The following is a 17,002-nucleotide window of genomic DNA, read 5'->3' as shown; positions in this document are numbered from 1 at the left end:
GGGTGACGCGACATGGCCCAGCGTGAATGGGTCGAAAAGGACTTCTACGAGGAGCTGGGCGTCTCCTCCGACGCCAGCCCCGAAGAGATCAAACGCGCCTATCGCAAGCTGGCGCGTGACTTGCACCCGGATGCGAATCCCGACAATCCCGCGGCCGGCGAACGGTTCAAAGCGTTGTCGGAGGCGCACAACGTGCTTTCGGATCCGGCCAAGCGCAAGGAGTACGACGAGACCCGCCGGCTTTTCGCCGGCGGGGGCTTCGGCGGTCGGCGGTTCGACGGTGGCGGCTTCGGCAGCTTCAACGTGGGCGGCTACGGCTCCGATGGCGCCGAGTTCAACCTGAACGACCTGTTCGACGCCGCGGGCCGCAGCGGCGGTGCCAACATCGGCGACCTCTTCGGCGGCCTGTTCGGACGCGGCGCGGGCGCGCGGCCCAGTCGACCGCGCCGCGGCAACGACCTGGAAACCGAAACCGAGCTGGATTTTGTCGAGGCCGCCAAGGGCGTCGCGATGCCGCTGCGGCTGACCAGCCCAGCGCCGTGCACGAATTGCCATGGCAGCGGGGCACGTCCGGGCACCAGCCCGAAGGTGTGTCCCACCTGTAATGGGTCCGGCGTGGTCAGCCGCAACCAGGGGGCGTTCGGGTTTTCCGAGCCGTGCACCGAATGTCGGGGCAGCGGCTCGATCATCGAGCACCCCTGCGACGAGTGCAAGGGCACCGGTGTCGCCACCCGCACCCGCACCATCAGCGTGCGGATCCCACGGGGAGTCGAAGACGGGCAACGGATCCGGCTGCCCGGGCAGGGTGAGGCCGGGCTGCGCGGCGCCCCGTCGGGCGACCTGTACGTGACGGTGCACGTGCGGCCGGACAAGGTCTTCGCCCGCGACGGTGACGAATTGACTGTGACCGTGCCGGTTAGTTTCAGCGAATTAGCCCTCGGGTCAACACTTTCCGTGCCCACCCTGGACGGGAAGGTCAGTGTTCGCGTGCCCAAGGGTACGGCGGACGGCCGTATCCTGCGGGTACGTGGGCGCGGTGTGCCCAAGCGTAGCGGTGGGCACGGTGACTTGCTGGTCACCGTGAAAGTCGCTGTGCCGCCGAACCTGGAAGGCGCCGCACAAGAAGCTCTGGAGGCGTACGCCGAAGCCGAGCGGGCGAGCGGCTTCAACCCGCGGGCCGGATGGGCAGGTAACCGCTGATGGTTAAGAACTCCAGGCGCGACGAGGCGCGGACCTTTTTGATCTCAGTGGCGGCCGAACTCGCCGGCATGCACGCTCAGACGTTGCGGACCTACGACCGGCTGGGGCTGGTCAGCCCGAGCCGCACTTCCGGTGGCGGGCGACGTTATTCGCAGCACGACGTGGAATTGCTGCGCGAGGTGCAGCGCCTGTCCCAGGACGAGGGTGTCAACCTGGCCGGGATCAAGCGCATCATCGAGCTAACCAATCAGGTTGAGGCACTGCAGTCGCGGGTGAAGGAAATGGCCGAGGAAATCGCAGCGTTGCGCGCCAACCAGCGCCGCGAGGTCGCTGTGGTACCCAAGAGCACGGCGCTGGTGGTGTGGCAGCCGCGTAAGGGTCGCTGACCCGCGGATGCGCTGGTTCACCTGCCGCGGCGCGGCTTTCAGCGGTCGGCGGGGTCAGGCGACTCGGACGGAGAACTGAGCGACTGCCGGTTCGCCGGGGCGGGCGGTGGATAGCCGCCACGGCTGAGCGCCGCGGTCGGCGCCGTTCATCGGCTCGAAGCACACCACTTCCTCGCTCGGCGGTGCGAAGATCTGGGCCGCCGAATACCCTTGCTCGAAGTGCACTTCCAGCCAGCGCCCGCCACCGGACACCGCGAACACGGCACCGTCGGATACCTGGTCGTAGGCGTCGTCAAAGGTGTTTTTGCCCAGCAGTTCTCGTGTGGCGGGCTGCTCCGACGATTGTCCGGTGGGCAGGCCGCGTCCGTCGAGGCTCAGATGCAGCAGCGGCGGGGTCTCGATGAGCCACTCGCCGCGGGCCGCCTCCGGCACCTGCAGGTAAGGATGAAAGCCGTAGCACAGCGGGACGGCGGTGTCGCCGGTTGCGTGACGGTCGTGCGCACCGTCACCGCCCGGTCGGCCAGCCGCATGTCCACTGTGAGCAAGTGCGGGTAGGGGAAGCTGGCCAGCAGTCGCCGGTCGGCACCGAAGTCCACCTCGGCTGTGAGCTCGTTGGTCGACTGGGTGATCACCCGCCATCCCGGGTAGGCGGCCAGGGCGCCGTGAATGGGTAGCCCGTTGGTGTCCGCCCGGACGCCGTTATCGCCCGGCGTCAGCTCGGCGGTATAGGTGTTGGCGCTCAAGCGATTCGCCCAGGGATACAGAATCGGAACGCCCATCGTCTTGCTGGCGTGCAGGTAGCCGTCCAGGCCTCGCCGCTGGCCGAGCAACTCGACGCCGTCGTCGGTCAGCGAGGTGCCGATCATGCCGTCGTCGGGGCGCGAACTGCGCGGCCAGCGAGGAGGTGGGGTCCCGCAGGGTCACCACATGCACAGGGTCAGCCTAGCGGCGATCGCAAGTGCGGCGTGGCCGCGCGCGGCGGGTCGTCGCCATCAAACCTAGCGGTCGGGCCTAGCGACTCAACGGATCGTGCTGAATGCGCTGCGGCGGAGCGCCTTTGGCCAGCAGCGCGTTTTTGGTGACCTGCACCATGGCGGGCCCACCGCAGATCAGGATCTGCCTGTCGCCCCATCCGCCGTACCGGGTCACCACCCTCGGCAGCCGGCCGACTTGATGCACATGCAGACCGCGCGGCGGCGTCACATCGGGATAGTCGGCGGCCCAGGCCGGGTTGTTGTTGTAGTCCGATACGGGCGAGACCGACAGCCACGGATTGTGCGCGGCGATCTGCCACAGCGTAGGCAGGTCGTACAGCTCGCAGCGGTACCGCGCGCCGAAAAACAGGTGCACCCGCGGGTTTTCCGCGTACCGGCACAGGTCCATGATCAGCGTCCGCAGCGGCGCCAAGCCGGTGCTCCCGGCGACCATCAGGACGTCGCCGCCGCCCCGGTCGACGTGCAGGCCGCCGTGCGGGCTGGACAGTCGCCACCGGTCGCCCGGCCGCGTCTCGTTGACGATCGCGCTGCTCACCAGCCCGCCGGGGACCTGGCGGACGTGGAATTCGATGCCGCCGTCGGGGCCGGCCGGGATGGCGGGGCTGAGGAATCGCCAACGCCCTGGGCATTGCGGAACATGGACGTCGACGTATTGGCCGGGGTGGTAGTGCATGGGGTGGTCCAGTCGCAGTCGGACGACGGCGAGGTCCCGCGAAACCCGATGGTGTTCGACGACGGTGCCGTCCCACCAGGCGGGACCCTCCTCGGCGTCGGCGGCACCGCTCATCACGCCGGTGATCAGGTTGAGCGATTGGTGGGCCGCATCGTCGACGGCATCGGTCCAGGCGTCGCCGACCTGCCTGCGCAATGCGGCCAGTAGGGCGGCCCGCAGCGATTCGTAATGTCTTGGCAGCACACCGTATTTGCGGTGGTCCCGGCCGAGCTGGGCTAGGAAGGCCACCGGTTCCTGAGCGCGCTGCGCGACCAGCTCACCGTAGACCCAGTGCAACGCGTGACCGAAAGCTGCCCGCTGAGCGTCCATTTCGGGTGGGAACAGGTCGCGTAGCGAGACGTTGAAGGCGAACCACTGGGTGTAGAAATGGCGCACGAGTTCGGCGCCCGCGGCGTTGGGGGCCAGGGCGTCGCGCAGCACTTGCAGGGCATCGGAGTCCTCTAAGCCCACGGGGCCCGATTCTAAGTCGGCTGGCAGCGCCGCCGTTAGCCCTGACGGACGGTGTTCGACCTGCCGGTGTTGGCGATCGTCGGTGAACCCCAGTGGTAGGTGATCACGTTGCCGGTGCCCGAGATGCTGATTGCGTCGACGGTGAGGCGATTTTCTTTGCCGGCAACGGCGACGCTGGTGCAGGTGACCGGTGACGGTGTCCATGTTGGCCACGCCGCTGACCGACAGGTAGCCCCCGTTGCACTGCACCGTTCTCGTCATGCCGGACCCACTGACCTGCAACGTGCCGGCGGCGGGCACGTTCTCGGCGGGGGTGTCGCCGACGAGGTTGGTGCGGAATCCGGCGGCCGCCAGCCCGGCCAGGGGCAGCAACCCCACCACGATGACCAACCAGCAGGACATTCCCACCAATAACCTGGGCCGCAGCGCGCCGATCCAGTTGCCGGTCCGGTCGAGGTCGTAGGCAAACGCGCTCACGCAGCGGGCGCGTGCCGGATTGCGCTGGTCGGCGAGGATCACCCCGTCGACGTATTCCCGCCCGCGCATCACCAGAGCGCCGCGGTGGCCGTCGAGTGTGAACGACACCGTCGTCTTGGTGTTGGGGCCGCTCCAGCGCAGCCGGGTGACGGTCCACTCCCGCGCGATCGGTAGTCGAGTATTGAAATACTGTGCTCGGGAAGGCTTTCGATGCCGGTGACGGTCGCGACGCGCCCCCACTTGAGCAGCCCGAGCCGAATACGCGCGCCGTAGAGGTGAACGGCGTAGATCTCGGCCAGGGTGATCACCGCGGTGGCGGCAAAGGCCGTCAGTAGTTGCAGCCACAGCGCGATCGGCGCGATCGCGACGACGAACAGCGTCCAGACGTACCGCCAGCGAAACGGGAGCAACTCAGCCACCCAAAAGGTGACCGGAATCCGCCGGGGCGGCGGCGCGAGGCGGAGTCGTCGCCTCCCTCGTGCAAAATTCCTCCAAGAAATCTAGACTTGAGCGAAACAGACTCAACCTTGACGACGTTGAACATCGCGAGAAGCATTTTCCCTATACCCGAACGGAGGTGTCTCGGTTGGCCAGCGACTCTTTCAACCCGACCACCAAGACGCAAGCAGCTCTGACGTCAGCCTTACAAGCGGCCAGCGCTGCCGGTAACCCCGACATCAGGCCCGCACATTTGCTGCTGGCGTTGCTAACCCAGAACGATGGAATCGCCGCGCCGCTCCTGGAAGCTGTCGGTGTCGCGCCCGGGACCATTCGGACCGAAACCGAGCACCTGCTCGAACGGCTGCCCCGCGCGAGCGGCTTCAGCTCGCAGCCCCAGTTGTCGCGTGAATCGCTGGCCGCCATTACCACCGCCCAGCAGCTGGCCACCGAGATGGACGACGAGTACGTCTCCACTGAGCACCTGTTGGTGGGCCTGGCTACCGGCGACTCCGACGTCGCCAAGCTGCTCACCGGCCACGGCGCGTCCCCCCAGGCTCTACGGGACGCGTTCGTCAAGGTGCGCGGCAGCACCCGGGTCACCAGCACCGACCCCGAAGCGACGTATCAGGCGCTGGAGAAGTACTCCACCGATCTGACCGCCCGCGCTCGGGAAGGCAAGCTCGACCCGGTCATAGGGCGCGACAACGAGATCCGTCGCGTTGTGCAGGTGTTGTCCCGGCGCACCAAGAACAACCCGGTGCTGATCGGTGAACCCGGCGTCGGCAAGACCGCGATCGTCGAGGGCCTGGCCCAGCGCATCGTGGCCGGCGACGTTCCGGAGAGCCTGCGCGACAAGACCGTCATCGCACTCGACCTCGGGTCGATGGTCGCCGGCGCGAAGTACCGCGGCGAATTCGAGGAGCGGCTCAAGGCCGTGCTGGACGACATCAAGAACTCCGCGGGCCAGATCATCACGTTCATCGACGAGCTGCACACCATCGTCGGTGCCGGCGCGACCGGCGAGGGCGCGATGGACGTCGGCAACATGATCAAGCCGATGCTGGCTCGCGGCGAGCTGAGGCTGGTCGGCGCCACCACCCTCGACGAGTACAGCAAGTACATCGAGAAGGACGCGGCGCTGGAACGCCGGTTCCAGCAGGTGCTGGTCGGCGAGCCGTCTGTGGAGGATACCGTCGGCATCCTGCGCGGCCTCAAGGATCGCTACGAGGTGCATCACGGGGTGCGGATCACAGACTCCGCGCTAGTGGCGGCGGCAACCCTGTCCGACCGGTACATCACCGCCCGCTTCCTGCCGGACAAGGCCATCGACCTGGTCGACGAGGCCGCCAGCCGGCTCAAGATGGAGATCGACTCCCGGCCCGTCGAGATCGACGAGGTCGAGCGGCTGGTGCGCCGCCTCGAAATCGAGGAGATGGCGCTGGCCAAGGAGGAGGACGAGGCGTCCAAGGAGCGGCTGGATAAGCTGCGCTCGGAGCTGGCCGACCAGAAAGAAAAGCTGGCCGAGCTGACCACCCGGTGGCAAAACGAGAAGAACGCCATCGACACCGTGCGCGAGCTCAAGGAACAGCTGGAGGCCCTGCGGGGCGAGTCGGAGCGCGCCGAGCGCGACGGCGACCTGGCCAAGGCCGCGGAGCTGCGGTACGGGCGCATCCCGGAGGTCGAGAAGAAGCTCGAAGCGGCACTGCCGCAGGCCGAGGCGCGGGAAAATTGGATGCTAAAGGAGGAGGTCGGTCCCGACGACATCGCCGATGTGGTGTCGGCGTGGACCGGGATCCCCGCCGGCCGGATGCTCGAGGGTGAGACTGCCAAGCTGCTGCGCATGGAGGACGAGCTGGGCAAGCGCGTCATCGGCCAGAAGAAGGCGGTGACCGCGGTTTCCGACGCGGTGCGTCGGTCCCGGGCCGGCGTCGCCGACCCCAACCGGCCGACCGGGTCATTCATGTTCCTCGGCCCGACCGGTGTCGGTAAGACCGAGCTGGCCAAGGCGCTGGCGGAGTTCCTGTTCGACGACGAACGCGCCATGGTCCGCATCGATATGAGCGAGTACGGCGAGAAGCACTCGGTGGCCCGCCTGGTCGGCGCCCCGCCCGGCTACATCGGCTACGATCAGGGTGGTCAGCTCACCGAGGCGGTGCGGCGGCGCCCGTACACCGTGATCCTGTTCGACGAGATCGAAAAGGCGCACCCCGATGTGTTCGACGTGCTGTTGCAGGTGCTCGACGAGGGTCGGCTGACCGACGGGCAGGGCCGCACGGTCGACTTCCGCAACACCATACTTATCCTGACGTCCAATCTCGGGTCGGGCGGCAGCGAAGAGCAGGTGATGGCGGCGGTCCGCTCGGCGTTCAAGCCGGAGTTCATCAACCGGCTCGACGACGTGATCATCTTCCAGGGCCTGGAGCCCGGCGAGTTGGTGCAGATCGTCGACATCCAGCTGGCTCAGCTGCAGAAGCGGCTGGCGCAGCGCCGCCTCACGCTGGAAGTGTCGCTGCCGGCCAAGCAGTGGCTCGCCCAGCGCGGGTTCGATCTCGTGTACGGCGCTCGGCCATTGCGTCGGCTGGTCCAGCAGGCCATTGGGGACCAGTTGGCCAAGCTGCTGCTGGCCGGCGACGTCCACGACGGCGACACCGTGCCGGTCAACGTCAGCCCGGGCGGCGACAGCCTGATCTTGGGCTGACGCCGCGCCCCCGCGCCGAACGTGCACTGATAGCGAGATTTCCGCGATTTTTCGCGCTGAGTGCACGTTCGGCGCTCGCAGGACGCTATTGGCGCCGGTCGCCCAGCTCGCAGTCACGAGTCTGGGCGCCGGCGGGCGCCACCTCCGGGTGACCCAGCACGGTCGTGCCGAGCGCGGCAAAGCGCATGTCGAATGCCATTGCGAACTCGCAGCCACCGCCGCGGCAGACCCCCTGGATGACCGCGACGGTCGCCATCGGCAGCGTCCGCACCTGCTCGGTCACCGCGTGAAACAGTGACAGCTCCGGGTGCGGGCCGAGGTCCTCGCTTGTCGTGAAGGCGGGCAGATCCAGGATCAACTCCACGTCAGCGTGGGCGATGAATATCTCCGGATCGGTCGAATCGACGACCAGCACGCGCACCGCGTCATCGGCTGCGACCTCGCGCGTCAGCCGGTCGATCTTGTGCAGCAGCGACGCGTCCAGCAAATTGATCGGGGGTGGTCGATGGTTGCCCGGCAAACACTGTCGGCCGCCGCGACGCGAATGAACTGGAAGCCGTCGTAGGCCATGCGGGAAACCCTACGCGTATCAGCAAACTTAATGTGGTTGTGACCTGGTCGCATTCTCGGTTCCGGTCCGATAGCGGATACGCTACTTAGGATGGTCCCGCTTTGGTTCACGCTCTCCGCGCTGTGCTTCGTCGGTGCGGTGGTGCTGCTGTACGTCGACATCGATCGACGCCGCGGGCGCAGCAGACGGCGTCGATCCTGGGCGCGCTCGCATGGATTCGATTACGAGCGCGAGTCGACCGAAATCCTCAAGCGCTGGAAGCGCGGCGTGATGTCGACGGTCGGCGATGTTCCCGCCCACAACGTCGTGCTGGGCCAAATCCGTGGTGAGGCAGTGTACATCTTCGATCTTGAGGAAGTCGCCACCGTGATCGCGCTGCACCGCAAGGTGGGCACCAACGTTGTCGTCGACCTGCGGCTCAAAGGTCTCAAAGAGCCGCGCGAAAGCGACATCTGGTTGCTCGGCGCGATCGGTCCGCGGATGGTGTACTCCACCAACCTGGACGCCACCCGCCGGGCCTGTGACCGCCGGATGGTCACCTTCGCGCACACCGCGCCGGATTCCGCCGAGATCATGTGGAACGAGCAGAACTGGACGCTGGTCGCGATGCCGGTGTCCAGCACGCGCACCCAGTGGGACGAGGGTCTGCGGACCGTGCGCCAGTTCAACGACCTGTTGCGGGTGTTGCCGCCGGTGCCTGCCGAAAGCGACGAGCCGGCCGGGCCGCGCGCCGCCGCGCCGAGCCGACCGCTGCCCCCGGCCAGCCGCGCCGAGTTACCGCCCCGGCGTTCGGCCCAGGATGTGTCCGGGCTGGTGGGCTCGGATCCGCAGGTCGCCCGCCGCGCCGCGGAGCCCGGCCCCTGCGACGAGGGGCGTACCGAAGCGATCCGGCGCCCACCGTCGACCGAGCGCAACGGCCAGCAGGCCCCCAACTTCCATCACTGAATCCTGTTGCGCTGCAACGGTAAACACACAAAGGGTAAATAAGGCCGTGTCCGAATCTGACCGCGCGGAACTGGCAGATCTGGTGCGACGACTGTCGGTGGTGCATGGCCGCGTCACGCTGTCGTCCGGCAAGGAGGCCGACTACTACGTCGACCTGCGCCGCGCCACCCTGCATCACCGGGTCGGTGCGCTGATCGGTGTGCTGATGCGGGAACTCACCGCTGACTGGGATTACGCCGTCGCCGGGGGCCTGACCCTGGGCGCGGACCCGGTCGCGACCGCCATCATGCACGCACCCGGTCGCCCGATCGACGCGTTCGTGGTGCGTAAATCGGTGAAAATCCATGGCCTGCAACGTCTTATCGAAGGATCCGAGGTTTCCGGGCAGCGGGTGCTGGTGGTCGAGGACACCAGCACCACCGGGGGGTCGGCGCTGACCGCGGTGCACGCCGTCCAGGACGCGGGCGGCGAAGTGATCGGCGTGGCCACCGTGGTGGACCGCGCTACCGGCGCCGCCGAAGCCATCCAGGCGGAGGGCCTGCCGTATCGCAGCGTGTTGGGTTTGGCCGATCTGGGGTTGAGCTAGGACCGTCACCGTTGTGCGCACTTTCCTGGCTATAGCAGCCTGTTTGGTACTCTGCCTGGCGGGCTGCTTGGGTTCCGGCCGTGTCGCGGCGCCATATGGCGCGCAGTCGACGCGGTTGGGCGAATCGCTGGCGGTGCTGGGCTGGAACATCTCGGTATCCAATTTGCGCTGGGGCGGCGACTACGTGCTGGTCGACGTCGAGGCGTCGCCGACGGACCCGAAGGCGCCGCACACCAAGCCGGAGGACATTCGCTTCGGGTTGTACGGCGCGCTCGCCCACCCGATGGAGTCGGACGGGTTGGGCAGCTGTGACACCGCGATGACGACCGTGCACGACATCCCGTCGCCGCTGAAGGCGCCGCCCGGACGGCTGACCGGCACCGTGTGCCTCGGCCCGCTAAAGGACCGCAGCCAGGTGCGCGGCGTGTACAGCTACTCGACACGCGACCGGATCCCCGACACTTCCGCGGCCTACCCGGCCGCGTTCCCGGTGGGCCTGATGCCGACCAACGTCAACGACACCGGCCTGGTCGTCAAGACCACCAGCCTGTCGGCCTGGCGGGCCGACGGCACGCCGGTGACCCGGGCGCAACTCGGCGATCCGGGGGCCTTCACCGGCAACGGCTACATGCTGCTCGGGCTGGACGCCGAGGCCGTCGCGGCGCGCTACCGTGACGACTCCGCCCGCCGCGGCGGCCCGATGATGTTGCTCGCGTCGCCGACGCTGCCCGCGCCCGGCCTGGACCCGGCGTGCGCGGTGTACGGGTCGTCGGTGCTGATCTTGCCCGAGGCGTCGCGGGACGCCGTGCACGTCTCCGCGTCGTTGTGCACCCAGGGCGAGATCAATCAGGCTCTGCTCTATGCGACGGTGGCGATCGTCGGTACGCACGCCGGGGTGTGGACCCAGCGATGACCGAACCCGGCCCCACCGAATGGGCGGCGCAGCCGGCCGCCGGCGTCGGTCCCTGGCCGGGGGAGCTTCCCGACGGCCCGCGATACGACCCAATGTTGTTGCGCGACGGCGATACCCGCAATGTCGTCGACGCCTACCGGTATTGGACCCGGGAGGCGATTATCGCCGACATCGACCGCCGCCGCCATCCGCTGCACATCGCGATCGAGAACTTCGGGTACGACGTCAACATCGGTTCGGTAGTGCGCACGGCCAACGCCTTCGCGGTGGATACCGTGCACATCGTGGGTCGGCGTCGCTGGAATCGCCGTGGCGCCATGGTGACTGACCGCTATCAACGGTTGTGCCATCACGACAGCACCGCGGAATTGATGGAGTTCGCCCGGGCCGCGGGGCTGGGTGTGGTCGCGGTGGACAACGTGCCTGGGGCGGCGCGGCTGGAGGACACCGCGCTGCCGCGGGAGTGCCTGCTGGTGTTCGGCCAAGAGGGGCCGGGGATCACCGACGACATCCGTTCGGCCGCGGCGATTACGGTCTCGATCGCGCAGTTCGGCTCGACCCGCAGCATCAACGCCGGCGTCGCCGCGGGAATCGCGATGCACGCCTGGATCCGCCAGCACGCTGACCTCGGCTCCGCCTGGTAGTGCCCTGCGGCTGTCGCGACGCCGGCGCCGGCGTCGCCGCACACCACTCACTCGCGCGGTCTAGGCCCGGCCCGTTGACGTGCACCAGCCGCCCAGCGGCGAGGTCCTTGGTGACCGAGAAACCGATGGTCAGCGTGACCCCGCCGACGCGTTGCACCTCTTTCAGCGCGGCGTCATCACTCTGAAAAATCCGCTGCTGAGATTCGGGAATAGCCAAGTCGCGCAACATGGCTGCGATCTCGCGTCCACGCTGCCCGCCGACGGTCCCAGCATCCACTGCTGTTGGCGCAACAGCACCGGGGACAGAATACCCACGGCCAGTGGACTGTTCGGCGCGACCAAGACGACCTTTCCCAAACTCGGCGCGATCGCCGACGACAACGACGCGCACCGGCCGGTGGCGGTCGCGACCGTCATCGCGCACCGCGACGACGCCTGGATCGGCCGCCGTCTCGTCGTCCGCCCGGATGCGGTGGCGGCGTCACTGGGATCGGCGCGTGCCGATGCCGCGGTCGCCGACGATGCCCGCGGCTTGCTCGCGTTGGGCCGCGGCGAGGTTCTCACCTACGGGCCGGACGGCCAGCGGCTCGACGAGGGCATGGAGGTCGGCACGGCAAGGCGCCTTCCCTGGCTGCCGGGTCACCGTGTGCGACGCCCGCGCGGTGTTCGCCACGACCGCCCGTTTCCCGGCGGCCGAAGAGGTCGTCGTCGACTGGCAGCATCGCTATCTCGCCGCCCAGGCCGACGCCAGCGCCATCGACGACAGCACGGTGATCTGCGTGCTTACCCACGACGCCAAGTTCGATGTCCCGGTCCTCGCGAGGTGGCGCTGCGCCTGCCGCGTGTCGGATACGTCGGGGCGATTGGCTCACGTCGCACGCACGACGACTGGATGGCGCGGCTGCGGGTTCGAGACGACTTCAACGATCGCTTAACTCGTTCTTGATGCGCAGGTCAGAGGGGGTCGACACCGGGTCCGCCCCCTGCCCAGTGAGGTGCGTCACATGCAAGTATCCGGTCCCTTCGAATACGAGCGCACCACCAGTGTTGACCACGCCATCGGCCTACTCGATCGGCTGGGCGACGGCGCGCGAGTGGTCGCCGCCGGGCACAGCCTGCTATCCTGAATAATTCACTGTGCCAAACCGATCCGGACCGAAGACCTCTCGACGGTCTGCGAGGCGCTGGACGCGGTATGCCTGGCCCGCGGCCCGTCGAGGGAACGCGAGATACCGATCGACGACTTCATCCTCAGCCCGTACGAAACGGCGCTGGCCTTCAACGAGATGCTGGTAGTGTTCCGTATTCCGTTGTGGCACAAGATATCCAGCGCCTACGCGAAGGTGGAACGACGAGTGGATGACTGGGCCGTGGCGGCGGCCGGCGCCTCGCTGACCCTCGACGGCGCCGCGATCGCCGCGGCGCGGTTGGGCCTGACCGCGGTCAACGTGGACCGCGAGGCGCTGGCCAAAGTCGCCGCGTCGCTGGCCGGTCAGCCGGCCACCGACGAGGTCTTCGCGGACGCGCCGCGCAGGCCTGCGACCCGGTCACCGATGTCCGCGGCACCGCCGAGTACAAGCGGCATCTGGCGTCCGAATTGACCGTCCGCACCTTGCGCACAGCCGCCGAACGAGTACGGGCAGCCATGCCCAGGCCGGCCAGCCAGGCTTCGAATTCAGGTGCGGGCCGCAGCCCCAACACCTTTCGCGCATACAGCACGTCGTGGAAGGACAGGCTCTGGTACCCGAGCATGATGTCGTCGGCGCCCGGAACGGCGATGACGAACGCGGTGCCCGCTGCGCCCAGCAGGGTCAGCAGCGTGTCCATGTCGTCCTGGTCGGCCTCGGTGTGGTTGGTGTAGCAGACGTCGACGCCCATCGGCAGGCCGAGCATCTTCCCGCAGAAGTTGTCTTCGAGCCCGGCGCGGATGATCTGCTTGCCGTCGTAGAGGTATTCCGGGCCGATGAAGCCGACCACGGTGTCGATCAGCAGCGGCTGCAGCGCCCGGGCCACCGCGTAGGCCCGCGCCTCCAGCGTCTGCTGGTCGACCGGCTGGTTTCCCACGCCCAGATGCGCCTCCGCCGACAGCGCCGCGCCCTGGCCCGTCTCCAGGTACATGACGTTGTCGCCGACGGTGCCGCGGCGCAACGACCGGGCGGCCTCGTTGGCCTCCTGCAGCATCGCGATGGACGTGCCGAACCCGGCGTTGGCGCTCTCGGTGCCCGCGATCGACTGAAACACTAGGTCGACGGGTGCACCGCGGTCGATCAGGTCCATCGTGGTGGTGACATGGCACAGCACGCAGGACTGGGTGGGGATCGCGAACCGCTGCCGAATGTCGTCGAGCAGGCGCAGCAGCTCCCCGGCCGCGGCCGGGGAGTCGGTCGCGGGGTTGATGCCTATCACCGCGTCGCCGCAGCCCATCAGCAGCCCGTCGAGCATCGCCGCGGCGATCCCGCGCGGGGTCGTCGGTGGGATGGTTGGGCTGCAGTTGGGTGGCCAGCGTGCCCGGCAGTCCGATCGTGGTGCGGAACGCGGCGGTCGACCTCGCCGCCGCGGCCACCAGAATCAGGTCTTGGTTGCGCATGATCTTGGACGCCGCGGCAACCATTTCCGGCGTCAGCCCGGGCGAGACGGCGGCAATGCGTGCGGCGCCGTCGTCGCGCGACGCGGTGTCCAGCAGCCAGTCGCGAAAACCGCTTACGGTCAGATGCGCGATCGGGCCGAAGGCCGCGCGGTCGTGGCTGTCGATGATCAGCCGGGTGAACTCGTCGGTTTCGTACGGCACGACGACGTCGTCCAGAAACGTCGTCAGCGGTATGTCAGCCAGCACCCAGGCGGCCGCGGCGCGCTCGGCGTCGCATCCGGCGAGCTGATCACCGGAGCGCAGCGGCGTGGCCTTGGCCAGCACGTCGACCAGCCCGGTAAACGAATGCGTGGTGCCCGCAATGGTTTGCCGGTAGCGCATATTTCAGTATGAGGCGGCACAACTGACTTGGCCATCTGCGGTGTTGAGGTGTGCGTCCAGCGCGACGACACGCGGGCGTGGGCCGCCCTGGACGCACAGCTGAGTCCGCAACTGCACACTCGGCGCTCGAACAACGATGAGGCTAGGGTCGGCACGTATGGATCAGCTATGGGCCAACCGGGCCGCCAGCGCCGAAGCCGCTGTCGCGCACCGGCACCTGAAACGGTTGTGGGGGTTACCCGGAACGCAGCTGGGTGTGGTGGTCTGGCCGCCGACCCGGCGCGACCGGCTGTTCGGTACCTGGCATTACTGGTGGCAGGCGCATCTGCTGGACTGCCTGGTCGACGCGCAATCGCGTGATCCGCAGCCGAAGCGGCGGGTCAGCATCAACCGTCAGGTCCGTTCACACCGGCTGCGCAACAACTTTCGCTGGACCAACAGCTACTACGACGACATGGCGTGGCTGGCCATCGCGCTGGAACGGGCCGCGCGGCTCGCCGGCGTCGAGCGCAGCCGCGCACTGCCCAAACTTGCCGCCCAGTTCGTCAAGGCCTGGGTGCCCGAGGATGGAGGCGGCATCCCGTGGCGCAAGCAGGATCAGTTCTTCAACGCCCCGGCCAATGGACCGGCCGGAATCTTTCTGGCGCGCTACGGCGACCACGTGCGGCTCGCGCAGCAGATAGCTGACTGGATCGACGAGACCCTGATCGACCCGCAGACCCACCTGGTGTTCGACGGGATCAAGGCCGGCTCGCTGGTCCGCGCCCAGTACACCTACTGCCAGGGCGTGGTGCTCGGCCTGGAAACCGAACTCGCGGCCCGCACCCATGACGACCGGCACGCCCCGCGGGTGCACCGTCTGGTCGCCGCCGTCAGCGAGCACATGGCGTCGTCCGGCGTGCTGAAGGGCTCCGGCGGCGGTGACGGCGGGCTGTTCGCCGGGATCACCGCCCGCTACCTGGCGCTGGTAGCGACCGCGCTGCCGGGTGCTTCCGCCGACGACGTGCTGGCCCGCGACACCGCCCGCACGATCGTGCTGTCCTTGGCGAAGTCCTCCTGGGAGTACCGGCAAACCGTGGACGGGCTGCCGCTGTTCGGAGCGATCTGGGATCGCGACGCCGAACTGCCGACGGCCGGTGGCGCCCAGGCACAATTCGTCGGGGGCGCGGTGCACGCGTCGGAGATCCCGGAGCAGGATATGTCGGTCCAACTGTCGGGGTGGATGCTGATGGAAGCCGCATGCAAGGTTACTACCGAATCGTCGTCTCAGGACAGTAGCATGCCGTGAGTAAAGTCCACCCCGACGCCCAGTCGGCTCTAGGAGACCTGCTGAAGGACGGAATCACCATTGCCGCAGGCGGTTTCGGGCTCTGCGGCATACCCGAGAACCTGATTCAGGCGCTGGTGGACAGCGGCGTCAGGGACCTCACGATCGTCGGAAACAACGCCGGCGTCGACGATTTCGGCATGGGTTTGTTGCTGAAGGGGCGGCAGGTCAAGGAAGTTATTGCCTCCTACGTATGGAGAAAACAAGGAATTCGAGCGCCAGGTGCTCGCCGGCGAATTGGATCTGGTGTTCACCCCGCAGAGCACGCTGGCCGAGAAGTTGCGCGCCGGTGGCGCAGGGATTCCGGGCTTCTACACCCGCACCGCGTTCGGCACTCAACTCGCCGAAGGCAAGGACATGCGGGTTTTCGACGGCACCGAATACGTGCTGGAGGAAGGAATCCAGGCCGACGTCTCGATCGTCAAGGCCTGGAAGGGCGACACGGCGGGCAACCTGATCTATCGGAAAACGGCCCGCAACTTCAACCCCATGATCGCCACCTGCGGCAAGGTGACCGTCGCCGAAGTGGAAGAACTGGTTGAGGTCGGCGAGCTGGATCCGGACCAGATCCACACCCTCGGCATCTACGTGGACCGCATCATCGAGGGCCCCGGCTGCGAGAAGCGCATCGAATTCCGCACCATCAGCGCCGGCGCCGAGGCCAAGAAGGACAGCCCGATCCGCGAGCTGATGGCCAGACGCGCGGCGAAGGAGCTGCGCGACGGCTACTACGTAAACCTGGGCATTGGCATTCCGACGCTGGTCGCCAACTACATCCCCGACGACATCAACGTCACGCTGCAATCGGAGAACGGCTTGCTCGGGATCGGGGCCTATCCGACCGAGGATGAGGTCGACCCCGACCTCGTCAACGCCGGCAAGCAGACCATCACCACGCTGAAGGGCTCGAACTTCTTCAGCAGCGCCGAGTCGTTCGCGATGATCCGCGGCGGCCACATCGACCTGTCCATCCTCGGCGGCCTCGAGGCGGCCGAGAACGGCGACCTGGCCAACTGGATGGTTCCCGGGCCGGGGCCTAGGGCCGTCGTGCCAGGTAGCTCCGGGTCGCGGCGATCAGCGCGGGCAGCAGCGACACGAACAGAATGCTCAGGATGATCTTTTCCAGGTTCTGGTGCACGAACGGAATGTTGCCCAGGAAGTACCCGGCCACCGTCACGCCGCCACCCCACAACACCCCGCCGACGATGTCGAAGCCGAGGAACAGCGGGTAGCGCATGTAGGACACCCCGGCGACCACCGGCGTGAACGTTCGCACGAACGGCATGAAGCGGGCCAGGATGATCGCCATAGGTCCGTATTTTTCGAAGAAGGCGTGTGAGTCGGTCACGTAATGCTGCTTGAAGAAGCGGGAGTCTTCCTTCTTGAACAGCGCCGGACCTATCCGGCGGCCAATGAAGTACCCGGTCTGGTCGCCCGCCACCGCGACCACGGCCACCGCGGGCGCCAGCACCCAGATGTTGAGCTTCCCGTGCGCGGCCAGCAGGCCACCGGTGAACAGTAAAGATTCGCCGGGTAGCAGGGGGAACAGCAGACCGGTCTCGACGAAGACGATGACCAGGATGGTCGGCAGCACCGCGGAGGCGAACAAGCCCTGCGGCCCAATCCAAAACATCGGGTCGACGATGTCGGGCATCAAAACCACTCAGC

General features: G+C 67.6%; 13 protein-coding genes and 6 pseudogenes. 12 read left to right on the top strand and 7 right to left on the bottom strand.

The annotated features are described in order from the left end of the window. Positions 1 to 12 precede the first annotated feature (12 nt). Together dnaJ and FQ389_RS01740 are read left to right on the top strand one after the other, a co-directional pair. Complete coding sequence (dnaJ, locus tag FQ389_RS01735) at positions 13 to 1,200, top strand: molecular chaperone DnaJ (protein ID WP_144205919.1); 1,188 nt, start codon at positions 13 to 15, stop codon at positions 1,198 to 1,200. After that, positions 1,200 to 1,586 carry a heat shock protein transcriptional repressor HspR gene (locus FQ389_RS01740; RefSeq protein WP_144205920.1) on the top strand — a complete coding sequence of 129 codons (387 nt, stop codon included), beginning with the start codon at positions 1,200 to 1,202 and terminating at the stop codon, positions 1,584 to 1,586. Before dnaJ ends, FQ389_RS01740 begins: the two co-directional genes overlap by 1 nt. Before the next feature lie 54 nt (positions 1,587 to 1,640). Here the strand turns inward: FQ389_RS01740 and FQ389_RS01745 are convergent. The 3 genes and pseudogenes from FQ389_RS01745 to FQ389_RS01760 all read right to left on the bottom strand — a co-directional run bounded on the left by FQ389_RS01745 (position 1,641) and on the right by FQ389_RS01760 (position 4,660). After that, a pseudogene (locus FQ389_RS01745) lies at positions 1,641 to 2,519 on the bottom strand (aldose 1-epimerase). A 78-nt stretch (positions 2,520 to 2,597) separates the two neighbouring features. Next, the gene (locus FQ389_RS01750; protein ID WP_144205921.1) at positions 2,598 to 3,764 is read right to left on the bottom strand and encodes an FAD-binding oxidoreductase; all 1,167 of its coding nucleotides are present in this window, start codon (positions 3,762 to 3,764) and stop codon (positions 2,598 to 2,600) included. A gap of 545 nt (positions 3,765 to 4,309) precedes the next feature. Continuing rightward, complete coding sequence (locus FQ389_RS01760; protein WP_144205922.1) at positions 4,310 to 4,660, bottom strand: hypothetical protein; 351 nt, start codon at positions 4,658 to 4,660, stop codon at positions 4,310 to 4,312. A gap of 167 nt (positions 4,661 to 4,827) precedes the next feature. On the opposite strand from FQ389_RS01760, the gene clpB reads away from it, so the two are divergent. Beyond that, entirely contained in the window at positions 4,828 to 7,380 is a 2,553-nt protein-coding gene (clpB, locus tag FQ389_RS01765) for an ATP-dependent chaperone ClpB (protein ID WP_144205923.1), read from the top strand. Between the two features lie 85 nt (positions 7,381 to 7,465). Here the strand turns inward: clpB and FQ389_RS01770 are convergent, their stop codons facing one another. Further along, positions 7,466 to 7,867, bottom strand: coding sequence for an enoyl-CoA hydratase/isomerase family protein (locus FQ389_RS01770; protein ID WP_260860409.1), 402 nt, complete (start codon positions 7,865 to 7,867; stop codon positions 7,466 to 7,468). A gap of 174 nt (positions 7,868 to 8,041) precedes the next feature. On the opposite strand from FQ389_RS01770, the gene ttfA reads away from it, so the two are divergent. From ttfA to FQ389_RS01790, 4 genes are read left to right on the top strand one after another with little or no spacing between them, the layout of a single operon-like run. Then, positions 8,042 to 8,896: a trehalose monomycolate transport factor TtfA gene (ttfA, locus tag FQ389_RS01775; protein WP_144205924.1), complete on the top strand. Its 855-nt coding sequence runs from the start codon at positions 8,042 to 8,044 to the stop codon at positions 8,894 to 8,896. A gap of 46 nt (positions 8,897 to 8,942) precedes the next feature. Then, positions 8,943 to 9,482 carry an orotate phosphoribosyltransferase gene (pyrE, locus tag FQ389_RS01780; protein WP_144205925.1) on the top strand — a complete coding sequence of 180 codons (540 nt, stop codon included), beginning with the start codon at positions 8,943 to 8,945 and terminating at the stop codon, positions 9,480 to 9,482. 13 nt (positions 9,483 to 9,495) lie between these two features. Then, positions 9,496 to 10,395: a hypothetical protein gene (locus FQ389_RS01785; protein WP_144205926.1), complete on the top strand. Its 900-nt coding sequence runs from the start codon at positions 9,496 to 9,498 to the stop codon at positions 10,393 to 10,395. Next, positions 10,392 to 11,039, top strand: coding sequence for a TrmH family RNA methyltransferase (locus FQ389_RS01790; protein ID WP_144205927.1), 648 nt, complete (start codon positions 10,392 to 10,394; stop codon positions 11,037 to 11,039). Before FQ389_RS01785 ends, FQ389_RS01790 begins: the two co-directional genes overlap by 4 nt. Before the next feature lie 7 nt (positions 11,040 to 11,046). Here the strand turns inward: FQ389_RS01790 and FQ389_RS18780 are convergent. Further along, positions 11,047 to 11,381: pseudogene (locus tag FQ389_RS18780) on the bottom strand (LysR substrate-binding domain-containing protein); the annotation flags it as partial. Between FQ389_RS18780 and FQ389_RS01795 the strand changes: the two are divergent. Together FQ389_RS01795 and FQ389_RS01800 are read left to right on the top strand one after the other, a co-directional pair. Beyond that, positions 11,377 to 11,976, top strand: a pseudogene (locus tag FQ389_RS01795) (XdhC/CoxI family protein); the annotation flags it as partial. The pseudogenes FQ389_RS18780 and FQ389_RS01795 overlap by 5 nt on opposite strands. A 67-nt stretch (positions 11,977 to 12,043) precedes the next feature. Beyond that, a pseudogene (locus FQ389_RS01800) lies at positions 12,044 to 12,702 on the top strand (FAD binding domain-containing protein); the annotation flags it as partial. Here the strand turns inward: FQ389_RS01800 and FQ389_RS01805 are convergent. After that, a pseudogene (locus FQ389_RS01805) lies at positions 12,684 to 14,007 on the bottom strand (ethanolamine ammonia-lyase subunit EutB); the annotation flags it as partial. The pseudogenes FQ389_RS01800 and FQ389_RS01805 overlap by 19 nt on opposite strands. A gap of 157 nt (positions 14,008 to 14,164) precedes the next feature. Between FQ389_RS01805 and FQ389_RS01810 the strand changes: the two are divergent. The 3 genes and pseudogenes from FQ389_RS01810 to FQ389_RS18770 all read left to right on the top strand — a co-directional run bounded on the left by FQ389_RS01810 (position 14,165) and on the right by FQ389_RS18770 (position 16,450). Then, entirely contained in the window at positions 14,165 to 15,295 is a 1,131-nt protein-coding gene (locus tag FQ389_RS01810; RefSeq protein WP_144205928.1) for a glycoside hydrolase family 76 protein, read from the top strand. After that, positions 15,292 to 15,985: pseudogene (locus FQ389_RS18775) on the top strand (CoA transferase subunit A); the annotation flags it as partial. The gene FQ389_RS01810 and the pseudogene FQ389_RS18775, both read left to right, overlap by 4 nt. A gap of 39 nt (positions 15,986 to 16,024) precedes the next feature. Then, positions 16,025 to 16,450 carry a CoA-transferase gene (locus tag FQ389_RS18770; RefSeq protein ID WP_313901942.1) on the top strand — a complete coding sequence of 142 codons (426 nt, stop codon included), beginning with the start codon at positions 16,025 to 16,027 and terminating at the stop codon, positions 16,448 to 16,450. Here the strand turns inward: FQ389_RS18770 and FQ389_RS01820 are convergent. Then, positions 16,371 to 16,988 carry a DedA family protein gene (locus FQ389_RS01820; RefSeq protein WP_144205929.1) on the bottom strand — a complete coding sequence of 206 codons (618 nt, stop codon included), beginning with the start codon at positions 16,986 to 16,988 and terminating at the stop codon, positions 16,371 to 16,373. The two genes, FQ389_RS18770 and FQ389_RS01820, sit on opposite strands and share 80 nt — an antisense overlap. Positions 16,989 to 17,002 lie beyond the last annotated feature (14 nt).

The sequence above is a fragment of the Mycobacterium tilburgii genome (assembly GCF_902168065.1).
Classification (GTDB): Bacteria; Actinomycetota; Actinomycetes; order Mycobacteriales; family Mycobacteriaceae; genus Mycobacterium; species Mycobacterium tilburgii.
This window is presented reverse-complemented; position numbering and strand designations above follow the sequence as displayed.

Coding starts and splice junctions, on each gene's coding strand:
- dnaJ (WP_144205919.1), top strand. CDS start 13: ATGGCCCAGCGTGAATGGGTCGAAAAGGACTTCTACGAGGAGCTGGGC.
- FQ389_RS01740 (WP_144205920.1), top strand. CDS start 1,200: ATGGTTAAGAACTCCAGGCGCGACGAGGCGCGGACCTTTTTGATCTCA.
- ttfA (WP_144205924.1), top strand. CDS start 8,042: ATGGTCCCGCTTTGGTTCACGCTCTCCGCGCTGTGCTTCGTCGGTGCG.
- FQ389_RS01790 (WP_144205927.1), top strand. CDS start 10,392: ATGACCGAACCCGGCCCCACCGAATGGGCGGCGCAGCCGGCCGCCGGC.
- FQ389_RS01810 (WP_144205928.1), top strand. CDS start 14,165: ATGGATCAGCTATGGGCCAACCGGGCCGCCAGCGCCGAAGCCGCTGTC.
- FQ389_RS18770 (WP_313901942.1), top strand. CDS start 16,025: ATGGCCAGACGCGCGGCGAAGGAGCTGCGCGACGGCTACTACGTAAAC.
- FQ389_RS01820 (WP_144205929.1), bottom strand. CDS start 16,988: ATGCCCGACATCGTCGACCCGATGTTTTGGATTGGGCCGCAGGGCTTG.